General features: G+C 27.1%; 11 protein-coding genes. 2 read left to right on the top strand and 9 right to left on the bottom strand.

The window, feature by feature from the left end:
- Positions 1-215: 215 nt before the first annotated feature.
- Both AVBRAN_RS02940 and AVBRAN_RS02935 read left to right on the top strand, forming a co-directional pair.
- Positions 216-806, top strand: a complete 591-nt coding sequence (locus tag AVBRAN_RS02940) for a hypothetical protein (protein WP_239803512.1) — start codon at positions 216-218, stop codon at positions 804-806.
- Positions 807-1,609: 803 nt separating this feature from the next.
- Positions 1,610-3,253 (top strand): methyl-accepting chemotaxis protein, encoded by a 1,644-nt coding sequence (locus tag AVBRAN_RS02935; protein WP_214117882.1) that lies wholly within the window; start codon positions 1,610-1,612, stop codon positions 3,251-3,253.
- Positions 3,254-3,295: 42 nt separating this feature from the next.
- Here the strand turns inward: AVBRAN_RS02935 and AVBRAN_RS02930 are convergent, their stop codons facing one another.
- Genes AVBRAN_RS02930 through lpxD form a run of 9 tightly spaced genes read right to left on the bottom strand, consistent with a single transcriptional unit; the run spans position 3,296 to position 12,105 of the window.
- Positions 3,296-4,054 (bottom strand): 5'-methylthioadenosine/S-adenosylhomocysteine nucleosidase, encoded by a 759-nt coding sequence (locus AVBRAN_RS02930; RefSeq protein WP_239803511.1) that lies wholly within the window; start codon positions 4,052-4,054, stop codon positions 3,296-3,298.
- Entirely contained in the window at positions 4,051-5,415 is a 1,365-nt protein-coding gene (locus tag AVBRAN_RS02925) for a solute carrier family 23 protein (RefSeq protein WP_214117884.1), read from the bottom strand. Before AVBRAN_RS02925 ends, AVBRAN_RS02930 begins: the two co-directional genes overlap by 4 nt.
- Position 5,416: 1 nt before the next feature.
- Positions 5,417-6,535, bottom strand: a complete 1,119-nt coding sequence (locus tag AVBRAN_RS02920; protein WP_214149779.1) for a GDSL-type esterase/lipase family protein — start codon at positions 6,533-6,535, stop codon at positions 5,417-5,419.
- Positions 6,532-7,452 carry a DUF459 domain-containing protein gene (locus tag AVBRAN_RS02915; protein ID WP_239803510.1) on the bottom strand — a complete coding sequence of 307 codons (921 nt, stop codon included), beginning with the start codon at positions 7,450-7,452 and terminating at the stop codon, positions 6,532-6,534. The genes AVBRAN_RS02920 and AVBRAN_RS02915 overlap by 4 nt, the downstream gene beginning before the upstream one ends.
- Positions 7,452-8,789 carry an MBOAT family O-acyltransferase gene (locus AVBRAN_RS02910; protein WP_214149781.1) on the bottom strand — a complete coding sequence of 446 codons (1,338 nt, stop codon included), beginning with the start codon at positions 8,787-8,789 and terminating at the stop codon, positions 7,452-7,454. The genes AVBRAN_RS02915 and AVBRAN_RS02910 overlap by 1 nt, the downstream gene beginning before the upstream one ends.
- 1 nt (position 8,790) lies before the next feature.
- Positions 8,791-9,771, bottom strand: a complete 981-nt coding sequence (locus AVBRAN_RS02905) for a UDP-N-acetylglucosamine--N-acetylmuramyl-(pentapeptide) pyrophosphoryl-undecaprenol N-acetylglucosamine transferase (RefSeq protein WP_214149782.1) — start codon at positions 9,769-9,771, stop codon at positions 8,791-8,793.
- The gene (locus tag AVBRAN_RS02900) at positions 9,768-10,949 is read right to left on the bottom strand and encodes an FtsW/RodA/SpoVE family cell cycle protein (protein WP_214117889.1); all 1,182 of its coding nucleotides are present in this window, start codon (positions 10,947-10,949) and stop codon (positions 9,768-9,770) included. The genes AVBRAN_RS02905 and AVBRAN_RS02900 overlap by 4 nt, the downstream gene beginning before the upstream one ends.
- A 2-nt stretch (positions 10,950-10,951) precedes the next feature.
- A complete protein-coding gene (locus tag AVBRAN_RS02895; RefSeq protein ID WP_214117890.1) occupies positions 10,952-11,173 on the bottom strand; it encodes a hypothetical protein in 222 nt (73 codons plus the stop codon).
- Complete coding sequence (lpxD, locus tag AVBRAN_RS02890; protein ID WP_214117891.1) at positions 11,170-12,105, bottom strand: UDP-3-O-(3-hydroxymyristoyl)glucosamine N-acyltransferase; 936 nt, start codon at positions 12,103-12,105, stop codon at positions 11,170-11,172. The genes AVBRAN_RS02895 and lpxD overlap by 4 nt, the downstream gene beginning before the upstream one ends.

The raw sequence follows: 12,105 nt of genomic DNA, 5'->3' as shown, positions 1-12,105 counted from the left end.
ACATTTAATATTTAATTCACATAAAAAAACTTATTTTTAAACTATCTAATTAATCTTATTAACTTTTATTAATGGGGGGGGGTATTACAATAAATTTTATTTCATTAAAGGAGTTAATATGGATAAAAATTACGATGCTATCTAACTAATTTATTTTAAAACTAAAAAATATAAAAAATCTAAAAATTAAAAAACTATTTTGAAAGGAAAAAACAATGAAAAAATTATTTAATATTAAAAGTATAGCAATGCTATTAGTTATAATAGCTATTGTAGGTTCTTTTGGAGCATTTAAAGGAATAAATAGCGATTCTTTTAGTGATGATAATGAGGATAATAAACGCATGTCAGAATGTGTTATACGAAAAGCAGATATATTACATGATGTAAAAGCTTCTACTGCAAATTTTAAAAATTATGATAATGCAAGACTTCATCATCACATATTTATTATAACTTCACAATATAGAGATGCTAAAATAAAGATGCATGAAAGTATTTCAAAAATTTATGGTATAAAAGCACGACATAATGAAGAAAATGGTCCTGTATATGATCGTAAGCCAACCACTAAAGAACAACAAGAGGAATTAGATAAAGCAAAAGAACAGGCTAAAGAAGCTTACCAAGAATTACTTGAACTATATATAAACATTAAACCTCAGGTTTTAACTTTAGTAAAAGAAGCACAAAAACGTAATGGAACAAACGAACAAGGAATACTCTATAATTATACAAAGTATGAAAATTACGGTTTAGAGGATACAAATTGTACTGATAAAATTGAAGACTTCTATAACTTATAATAAGTTTCAAATGTTAAGATGTTGTAAAAAACAGTGTCTTAACATATATTTTTATGTCATTGTAGCTCAGCAGTAGAGTACTTGGCGTTTCAAACCATGTTGTGGTAGAATTAGGTTTGCAATTACAAATCAGCTAAAAACTTTAAGTATTCAAATGTTTCAAACCATGTTGTGGTAGAATTAGGTTTGCAATTGCAAGGAAAACTTGCTTATATGTTAAGTATTTGAGAGTTTTTAAAAAGTAGTGATTTTTCCACTTTTAAAATTCTTTCAAATTTTAGCACTTTAGTGGAAAAACTAATCATAGACTTACAACACATTAGCGTTTGAAATCACTTTAAGTTTAGAAAAATACGAAGCTCTGTCTTAGACACCTTCGTAAGATTATTAAAGATTAAAAAGGACTTATAATGGGATTAGGTCAATTTTGGTATAAAACAAAAACCTAATCCATAAGCTATCTTGCTAAATTAATGAAAATTATTAAACTAAAATTGAAATTATCAAAAAACCTTTAAAAAAATAAATTTAAGCACCTTAAAACACAAAAGCTATTAATTAAAAGGATTATGCAATTAATTCCTAATTTAAATTCTTTTAATTTTAAAATATAAAAATCATCATAAGATATTGATTTTAACGCTATTAAATATATGAATTTCAACTAAAATTCCTAGCTTATATGCTTAAATTAAACTTAATTAATTCATATATTAAATTATCATTATAATTTTTCTAATTTTTATTTTGCTAATTAATAATTTTTATTATAATAAAATAAATTTAATTTAAAAGGAAATAAAATGTTAGGGAAAAATCTTTCTTTAAAAGCACAATTATTTATTGGTTTTGCTAGTATTCTTGCATTTATTTTAATCATATTTTTTAGCGGATATATTAAAATTAATAGCGTAAATAATGATTTAAACGAAATTAGCGATGTAAATGCTGTCAAACAAAGGTATGCAGTTGATTTTAGAGGTAGTGTGCATGATAGAGCAATAGCTATTAGAGATGTTGTTTTATTAAGTGATAAAAACGAGATAAATAATGCTATATCTTTAATTGATAAATTAGAAAACAATTACAATGTAGCAGCTAATAATATGGCAAAAATATTTGCAAATGCTAATTTGGTAGATGATAAAGATAGATTGATTTTAGAAAAAATTAAAGGCGTAGAAGCAAAAACTCTTCCTTTAATAAAAGAAATAATTCAATATAAAAACAATAATGATACAAACAAAGCTCACGAAATATTATTATCTCAAGCAAGAGATAGTTTTGTTACTTGGCTAAATGTTATTAATGAATTTATTGACTATCAAGAAGCAAAAAATCAAGCATTAACAAAACAAGCAAGAGGGACAATTAGCAGCTTTTTAAGTAGTAGTATAGCAATTAGCATAGTTGCATTTTTAGTAGCGATTTTCTTAGCACTTTATATAACAAGATTGATTATTAGCTCACTTGGTGGTGAAGTAAAAGACGCAGTTAAAGCAGTAATTAGCATATCACATGGGAATTTAGATACTAAAATTGATACTAAGTATAAAGATAGTATGCTATATGCTTTAAAAGAAATGGAAAATAAATTAAAAGATATTGTAGGAGAAGTAATTCATTCTTCAAAAGAATTAGAAAATAGTGCAAAAGAAGTAACAAATGCTTCAAATAATGCTAGTAAATTATCAAACGAACAACAAAACAAATCAAGAGAATCTTTAGAAAATATAAACAATGCTAGAATAGCTATGCAAGATGTATTAAATATAGCAAATCAAACGAAAGAAAATTCTCAAAAAACGGTTGAATTATCAAATAATGGAATTAATTCTATGAGAACTACAATTAAAGAAATAGAAAAAATCACAGAAACCGTGCATTATTCTTCAGAGCAAATCAAAATGCTAGATAAACACTCAACCGAAATTAGCAATAGTGCAGAATTAATTAAAGAAATCACAGAGCAAACAAATCTTCTTGCATTAAATGCTGCAATTGAAGCAGCTCGTGCAGGAGAGCATGGGCGTGGATTTGCAGTTGTAGCTGATGAGATTAGAAAATTAGCAGAAAAAACTGACACAGCAACAAATGAAATATCAAATATGATTTCAATAATACAAAGCGAAACTCAAGCAACGGTTGATGCTATTCAAACAGCAGTTCCACAAGTAGAAAGCGGAATGAGACTAGCTAATGAAGCTAATTTGATTTTAGAGCAAATCAGCCATCAAGCAAATGATTCATTATTAAAAGCTAATGAAGTAAGTAACGCTGCTAACGCACAAGTAGAAAAACTTCAAAGCCTAAATAACGATATGATAAGTATCACAAAAAGCTCTGAAAATACCAATAAATCTATGCAAGAAAACACACACGCAGCAAATAGCTTAAAAGAAATTGCAAATACCTTAACACAACATATAAAATATTTTAAAATATAAAAAGATTTTTATCCTAGTTTTTGCTAGGATAAAAATTAAATATCAAAACTTATCAATAATCTTTATTAATAATTCTTGTAATTTAATAGCAATACTAGGAGTATAATCAATATCTTCAATCAAATTATCAGATACAATCCTAACAGCTAAAAACGGCACATTAAAAGCTTTAGCAACTTGAGCAGCAGCTACACTTTCCATCTCTTCAACGCTTGCATTATAGGTTTTATTCCAAAGATGAAGCATTAAGATTTCTTTATTAAAAGCATCAGCACTAGCTATATTTACCTTTAAAACTCCTTTAGGAGCTAGGCTTATAAATTTATTTACTAAAGTTTCATCACTTGTAAAATACTCATTTTTTAAATCTTCATTATTTGTATCTAGCAAAGTTAGTGGAGCTATCATTGGCTCTTTTGCTAAAGGATTGATAGTGTATAAACTCTTAGGAGTTTTATAAGAATTTGCATTATAAATTCTATCTCCTACAACTATATCTCCTAATTTAAGACCTTCTACAATAGCACCTGCTGTGCCTTGATTTATAATAATATCAGGCTTAAAATAAGTTATGCCTAAAGTTGTGGCTGCTGAAGCATTTACAAGACCTATTAAAGTCCTTGATACTACAATATCTTTTCCTTTAATTTTGCCTTCATAAAATATATAGCTACCTATTTTAACTACCTTTTTATCACTCATAGCATTTACTAAAGTATCAATCTCAATAGGCATTGCACCTTGAATTAAAATCCTAGCAAAAATAAAGCTAGGAATTAATAATATTAGTAGTTTTCTCATTTATTATCCTTAGGTAATAAAATCTCAAGCAATATAGCACTAAATCCTGCAGTCGCAACTGCTGAGCCAAATAGATTTTTAAACACATCAGGTAAATGCTCTAAAATAAGTGGTTGAGTGCTTACTCCTAAACCTAGAGCAAGTGAGATTGAAAGTATCATAACAGAACGCTTATTTAATTCTTCTCTTGAAATTATTTTAATTCCAGTTGCAGCAATTGTTCCAAACATTACTAAAATAGCACCACCAATTACAGGTTCAGGTATTCTTAAAGCAAACTCCGCAACAATAGGAAAAATCCCGCAAATCATAAGCATAATACAAACAATATATCCAACATAACGACTTGCAACCCCGCTTAGTGCAATTACTGCGTTGTTTTGACCAAAACAAGAATTTGGAAAGGTATTAAAAAATGCTGATACTAAAGAGTTAAACCCATTAGCAAATACCCCACCCCTTAATCTTCTTTCATATATTTCGCCTTTCATTGGCTGATGACTTAGCTCACTTGTAGCACTAATATCGCCAATGGTTTCTAGTGAAGTAACTAAAAATATTATCGCAAATGGCAAAATTAGGCTAGTTTCTATGCTAAGACCATAAAACAATGGTTCAGGAACTATAAATAAATTAGCTGAATGCACATTACTTAAATCAAATCTACCTAAAAATGTAGCAAGTATTAAACCAATAATAATTGAGAAAAATAAAGCTCCAACTCTAAAAATAGGCTTTTTAAAAGAGTTAAATACTACAATTGATAATAATACTACCCCACTTAAAGCTAAGTTTTCTAAACTTGCAAATTGTAAATTCGCAGGAATATCCTTGCTCATACTAGCAAATCCACCGCCTGCACTAATAAGTCCTGCACTAATTAAAGTAAGACCTATTATCATTACAACAATTCCACAAACTAGATTTGAAATAATTCTTTTCACATATTTTAAACTAATTGATACTAGCATTTCAGTGATACTACATAACATAAGAGTTCCAAAAATTGCTGCTAAAATCTCTGCATCACTTAGGTTTTGATTTCTTAGCACCAAACCACCTGTAATGATTGCTGAAACGAAATTAAAGCTTGTTCCTTGAACACTTAATAAACCTGAACCAATTTGAAATTTTCCAACCTTTAAAGTCATCATTTGAATAAATCCAGCTACCCCACTAGCAAATAATGACATAGAAATAATCCTAGTAGCATTTTCAGGGCTAAGTCCTAATTCTTTTCCTATTAATAATGAAGGAGTTATTACTGCTACAAACATAGCTAATAAATGAACAAGTGCAGCTAAAACAGCACGCACAAACGGAGGCCTATCTTCTAATTTATATATTAATTCATCTTTCATTTTATTCCTTTGTAATCTTTAAAAACTCTAATAACCTAAATGCTACATACTCATAGCCCGACTTAGTAAGATGTGTATTTTTTAATGATTTTTTATCATTTATCCAAGCAATTTTTCCCCCTTCTTTTTGCATTAAATTATCTATATCAAAAATATAAACACCACTTGTCTTTGCCACTTGTTTGATTAAAGTTTTTACTAAAGCATTATTCTCTCCTTTAACATAGTTTTTATTCACAAATAATGTTGGTTCTGGCGGGATTAATAATATTATTTTTGATTTTTTTGTTTTGAAAAGTTCTATAATATTTAAATAGTTATTAATGAAATTCTCTTGATTAATCTTATTTGACACACTCTCATTTGTGCCAAAAGAAAAAATTATTAAATCATAATCTAATTTCTTAGCAACACTTTTAGCTAAGTTATAATCTATTCTTGAATAATTAAAAATACTAGCTCCATTAATACCTAAATTATCAATATAACTAGAATTATTAGTAATAAAACCACCGATTTTATTTGCCGTTGTAGAAAAATTAATCTGATTTGTATTTTTTTGATAATTTTTTATATTCCAAATTCCTGATTTAAATTCTAAATACTCAACATTATTAGCCTTGAATTTAAGATTTATATTAATTTCACATTTTGCATTGCAATTTGCATTAATTCCACCAAAACTTAAATTAGTTTTTGTATTTATCAAATACTCTACATTAAATCCTAAATTATTATAATCTGCTAAATACTGATTGTGCCATTTAGGTAAAATCGCAGGAACAAATCCTAAAGAGTGAATATTTAAAGCCTTTCTAAAATATTCGGGAATATAATCACTTGCTAAATGAGAATCTCCTATAAATGCTATTTTTTTATAAGGAATTAAAAGATTGCTTTTAGGTTTTACTTGGATTTCTTTTGGTTTATCAGGCTGAAAATTAACTAAATTTGTTTTAACTTTTGCTTCTTTGCTTACAAGAATTTCATTTTGGCTTTTTTGAGATATTTTAGGGGATTTATAAATCTTATCTGTTTTTATCTCTTTTATAAATAAACTATCCACATAACTACAAGATGAAAAAAATATAACTATACTAAGATAAATAATAATTCTCATTGTATTTCAACTGTTTTAAAAAAATCTTGTGAAATCAACTCATACCCAAGTGGAGTAAAGTGTATGCCATCATTTGACCTAATCCTTTTGCTTTTGCCATCTATCTTGATATAAAAATCAAAATGCTCGGTTAATACAGAATCTAATTTTATAAATTGATAATTATTTTTTTTAGCCAATTCATAAAATACTTCATTTAATATTTTTATTTTTTCATTTTGCTCATCGTTTTTAACTACAGGTAATTCATACCAAAAAATATTAGCGTTATAATCTCTTGTAATTTTTACAAGTTCATCAATTCTTTTTGTATAAAAACTCTTCCATTCACTATCGCCAAATTTTAATACCTTGTTGTTTTCATTAGCATTCCATAAATCATTTACACCTACTAAAATTACTACATTTTTAATCGCACTTTCTTGTAAAGAAGATTTTAAAACCTTTGCATAATCATAGTATTTTTTCCTAAGTAATCCTGTGCTTTGCTTTGCTAAATTCTCACATTTAATATTTTGTTTTTTTAAAGAATTGCATATACTTAGCCCAACACCTTGCATTAAACTATCGCCTAATAAAATTACTCCATTATTTTTACTTAAAACTAATTTTTGATTATTGTGAATTTCTTGCTTAGCAATTAGCTTAATCATATATAAAGTATCAAGATAGCATTTATGAAATACCTTTATTTTATTATTGTTTTCATTGCTTATTTGTGGTTTTATTTCTTTTACCTTTGTAAAAAACACATTGTATTCTAGGTATTCTTTAAATTCATTGCTTTTTTTAAAAAATACAAAATCTAAATCTATATTTTTATGATAATTTACTTCATAATATTCTTTTAAAGAGTCGTTAAATAAGCTAATAAAAATAATGCTTGAACTAATAATTATTAAAATAAATTCTCTCATTAAAACCCTGCATATATAAAGTTAGGAATTCCACTTGGCATATAAATAAACACAATTAATAAAACTAGATTAATTACAATAATTTTTATAAAAATATTTAAGTGTCTTAAAATATTTACAACCAATGCTAAGTGGTTTTTAGAATAAAAATTAATTATAAATAAAACAAATACTACTAAAAATATATAAATTTCTCTTTTATCAATGAAATTAAATTTCAAGAAAAATGAAAAATATTCTCTAACCTCATCAAAACTCACAAAATAAAAAAAGCTCCAAACAATGCTAATATAAGTAAAAGTTATAAATGAAGCTACAAATTTATTAAACCTATAAGAAAATAAAGAAATAAAAATCAGCCCTAAAGCGTGAGCTAAACCCCATAAAGCAAAATTATACGAATTTCCGTGCCAAATACCCGAAATAACAAAGGCAATAATAATATTTAAACTTGTTCTATTTACCCTATTTCCACCAAGTGGAATATAAATATAATCACGAATAAAACTTGATAAACTAATATGCCATCTTTTCCAAAAATCTTGAATGTTTCTAGCTTTAAATGGATTATTAAAATTCTTAGGCAATTTAAAGCCAATCATTAAAGCAAATGCAGAAACTAAATTAATATAAGCACTAAAATCTAAATATAATTTGATTGAATACAAGTAAAAACAATTTAATAAACCTAAAAAACTTAAATTATTTAAATCATTTAAAAATGCGTAAAAATACTTATCAACAATAGGTAAAATCAAAAATACTTTTACTAAAGCAAACAATAAATTAGCTAGTATTAAATCCTTGTGTTTAAAGCGTTTTAAAGTATTAAATTGCTTAATAAAATCAACATATCTAAATATAGGACCACTAACAAAAGTAGCAAAAAAACTAAGATAAGTAAAAAGCGTTAAATAACCAACTGGCTCTTGTTTTTCTTTATAAACCCAAACAATATAAGTAATTGCATTAAAAGTATAAAAACTAAGCCCTAAAGGAAAAATTATATCAGCAATCATAATATCAAAATAGCTTAGAACATAATCAACACTATCTTTAATACTTGAATAATATTTGAATATACATAGATTTAACACTATAAAAAATATAGCAGTATAAAAGATATTTTTAGAATTCCTAACATAAACGCTCAAAGCAAAAAAATGAATAAAAAAGCTAAAAACAAGCACTACTAATAAGCAATAAGGATTAAATAAATATAGTATTAGTATATTAAACCCTAACAATAAAGCATTTTGCTTATTTTTGCCTAGCAAATTAAATACAATGAAAAATATAAATATTAATATTAAAAACTCAACAGAAAAAAAGCTCAAATCAATATTCCTTTAAAACATTTGCTAAGAATTTAGCACCATTTACATTTTCATATTCATATAAATTATTAGCATATTCTAAGGCATTTGTTTTAAGCAAATTCAATACAAATTCTTTATTTAAATTCTTTTCTTCACAAATAAATGCTAGTTTGTTTTCTACTAAATGCAAGGCATTAAAATATTGATGATTTTTATAAGCATATTTATACGGCACAAAAAGTGTTGGCAAAGCTATATTTATTAGCTCAAAACTAGCACTAGCACCTGCTCTACTAATAGCAAAATCAGCTTCTTGCATATATTTATCAATCTCTTTTGAAAAACCTATTAGTGTTGGTTTAATTTCGTATTTCTCATACGCTTTTTCGTATTTATCATACTCTTTAGCACCACATTGATGAATTAATTTAATATTTAATTTTAATAATTCAGGATAAAGCTCTAATGCAAAATCATTCAAAAATCTAGCTCCTTGAGAGCCACCTATTATTAAAATCGTTTTAATTTCGGTTCTTTTTCTTTTATTGAGTGCAAATTTTTCTTGCACAGGGTAAGGGCAAAACTCTTTTTCATAAGCTGAAAAAAACCTTTTAGCAAATGGTTTTGTAAGGCGATTTGCAAGACCCATTTTTGAGTTTTGTTCGTGAATTATTAGTGCTTTAAAACTAATAATTGCAGCTATACTAGCAGGCACACTTGAATATCCACCAACGCTTAAAACACAAGTAATTTTATGCTTTTTAAATATTTTAAGGCATTCAAATACTAAAGCTATTAAAGAAAATAAAACTTTAATCTTGCCTAAAATTCCTTGATTTACAAAACCACTACTTTTTAAAAAATAGCAATTGCTACCTTCAAACCATAAACTATCTTGTCCTTTAGTGCTACCTATATAAACAAACTCATCTAATTCTTTTGACACAGCTTTAGCTACTGCTAAATGCCCGCCTGTTCCACCACCAGTAATTGCTATCATTCTTTATTTTCCAAATTAATATTTTCTCCTGTATTTTTAAAAATACTTAATAATATTCCAATAGCTATAGAATTAGCCAACATAGAGCTACCCCCATAGCTTAAAAATGGCACTGCAATTCCTTTTAAAGGAATTAAAGAAATAATTCCACCAATATTCATTAAAAAAGTAGCCATAATACAAACACCATAGCCTATACAAAACAAATAATTTTGCTTATTTTTCATATAAGTTGATAGTTTTAATACCGAAGCTATTAAAAAACCAAACAATAAAGAAACAAACAAAAATCCTAAAAATCCTATTTCTTCGGCAATGCCTGATAAAATAAAATCAGTATGAACCTCACTTAAAAATCCTAATTTAAAAACCCCTAATCCAAATCCTTGCCCTAATAAATCTCCATTTGTAATAGCATTTAAACTATGTGATATTTGATAAGGCTCACTTGAATGGGCTATTTTAAGACTTTCTTGAATGCTTTCAGGGAAAATTGGTAAAACAAAATCTTGAATACTACCCCACCACTCAAGCCCTCTTTCAAGTCTTCTAGGATTATAAGCTATTAATGAAATTCCAGCAGCAATTGCAGCTAAAAATAAATATAAAATATTTCTAAATCTAACCCCAGCAGCTAATGCCATAATAAACAATGTAACAGCAGTTACAACACATTGTCCTAAGTCATTTTGAGTAATATAAGCATAGCCAAAAATAAAACAATATATAGCTATAGTTGGAGCTAATAATCGCAAATCTTGTAAAAATTTTCTTTTATTTTCATCAATCTTTCTTGAATATGTAAAAGCCAAAAAAGCTATAAAAGAAATTTTTACAAATTCTAATGGTGCAATGGAAAAACCAAAAAGCCTAATCCATCTTCTAGCTCCTTTAGTTTCAACAACTAACGAAGCAGGTAAAAATGGTAAGACAAAACAAGCTAAAACACTGCAACCTAAAATAACATATAAAATTCTATAACAAGCCTTTTCGCTAATTAATTGAAAGGTAAAAATAATAAGCACTCCAACAATCGCAAAAAGGGTTTGAGAAAATAAAAAACCATAAGGAGATTTTTGTCCCCCATAGTTAAAAAAACCCATAGAAAAAACAAAAACTATGCTAAACATCATAAGTATTAGCACTATTTCAAAAATTCTTAAATGGGTTTTAATCAATTTTATTGCCTTTTGCCACTAATTGATTGTAAAGCTATTATTAATTCATCTAAATTTTCATAAGGAATATGAACTTTCCATTCTGGAATATTTTCTTTTAAACACACAGCTATGCTTAAAACATCATTGCTACCATCTCCATAAGGGTTTTTAATATTAGCTAATGATATTTTGCCACTTTGAGTGCCTTTGAGTAAAATTGAACTAATTAGTTCAGCTTTCATTTATTAATCCTTTTTAATTTTGCTTGCATTTTTAGCCACTCACTTTGCTCCATTATAGGAAATCCACCATAAACCTTGCCACCAGCTAAATCTTTACTAACTCCGCCCCTAGCAGCAATAATAGCACCATCGCCAATTTTTAAATGCCCACTCGTTGCACTCTGACCGCCCATTACGACAGCATTTCCAAGCTCACTTGAACCCGCAAGTCCTGTTTGAGATACCACTAAGCAACCTTGACCTAAAACACAATTATGTCCTATTTGAACTAAATTATCAATTTTAGTGCCTGTTTTTATAAGTGTTTTTGAAAACACTGCTCTATCAATACAAACGCACGAACCAATCTCAACAAAATCTTGTAATTCTACATAACCATTATGATAGATTTTAAAATGTCCTTTGCTATTACTTGCATAGCCAAAACCATCGCTTCCAATAACACTTCCAGCATGAATTATACAATGATTTCCTATTACACTATCATTGTAAATTGTAACATTTGGGTATATTATTACATTATCTTTAATACAAACTCCATCGCCAATATAAGCACCTGCTAAAATAGTGCAATTACTTCCTATGCTAACATCTTTACCTATATAAACATTTGGCATTATTGTTGTATTTTCGCCTATGATTGCGTCTTTACCAACTCTAATTAAATCCTTAGAAAATACCTTACTAAACAATGCAAAAATATATTTTGGGTCTTCGCAAATAACTGCTTTTACATTTGTTGGTAAAAGATTTGCTAATTTTTCACTAATTAATACTGCACCTGCTTTAGTAGTTTTTAAAGCATCACATTCTTTTATACAAAAACTAAGCTCATTTTCATTTGCATCTTCTAAGGAATTTAGATTTGAAATTTGCATTTCAAATTCTATTTTAATTCCTACATTTTCACATAATTCTTTTAAACTTTTCAT

Origin of the sequence: Campylobacter sp. RM12651 (genome assembly GCF_022369475.1) — a bacterium.
Classification (GTDB): domain Bacteria; phylum Campylobacterota; class Campylobacteria; order Campylobacterales; family Campylobacteraceae; genus Campylobacter_E.
This window is presented reverse-complemented; position numbering and strand designations above follow the sequence as displayed.

Coding starts and splice junctions, on each gene's coding strand:
- AVBRAN_RS02895 (WP_214117890.1), bottom strand. CDS start 11,173: ATGAAAGCTGAACTAATTAGTTCAATTTTACTCAAAGGCACTCAAAGT.
- lpxD (WP_214117891.1), bottom strand. CDS start 12,105: ATGAAAAGTTTAAAAGAATTATGTGAAAATGTAGGAATTAAAATAGAA.
- AVBRAN_RS02925 (WP_214117884.1), bottom strand. CDS start 5,415: ATGAAAGATGAATTAATATATAAATTAGAAGATAGGCCTCCGTTTGTG.
- AVBRAN_RS02930 (WP_239803511.1), bottom strand. CDS start 4,054: ATGAGAAAACTACTAATATTATTAATTCCTAGCTTTATTTTTGCTAGG.
- AVBRAN_RS02940 (WP_239803512.1), top strand. CDS start 216: ATGAAAAAATTATTTAATATTAAAAGTATAGCAATGCTATTAGTTATA.
- AVBRAN_RS02905 (WP_214149782.1), bottom strand. CDS start 9,771: ATGATAGCAATTACTGGTGGTGGAACAGGCGGGCATTTAGCAGTAGCT.
- AVBRAN_RS02935 (WP_214117882.1), top strand. CDS start 1,610: ATGTTAGGGAAAAATCTTTCTTTAAAAGCACAATTATTTATTGGTTTT.
- AVBRAN_RS02915 (WP_239803510.1), bottom strand. CDS start 7,452: ATGAGAGAATTTATTTTAATAATTATTAGTTCAAGCATTATTTTTATT.
- AVBRAN_RS02920 (WP_214149779.1), bottom strand. CDS start 6,535: ATGAGAATTATTATTTATCTTAGTATAGTTATATTTTTTTCATCTTGT.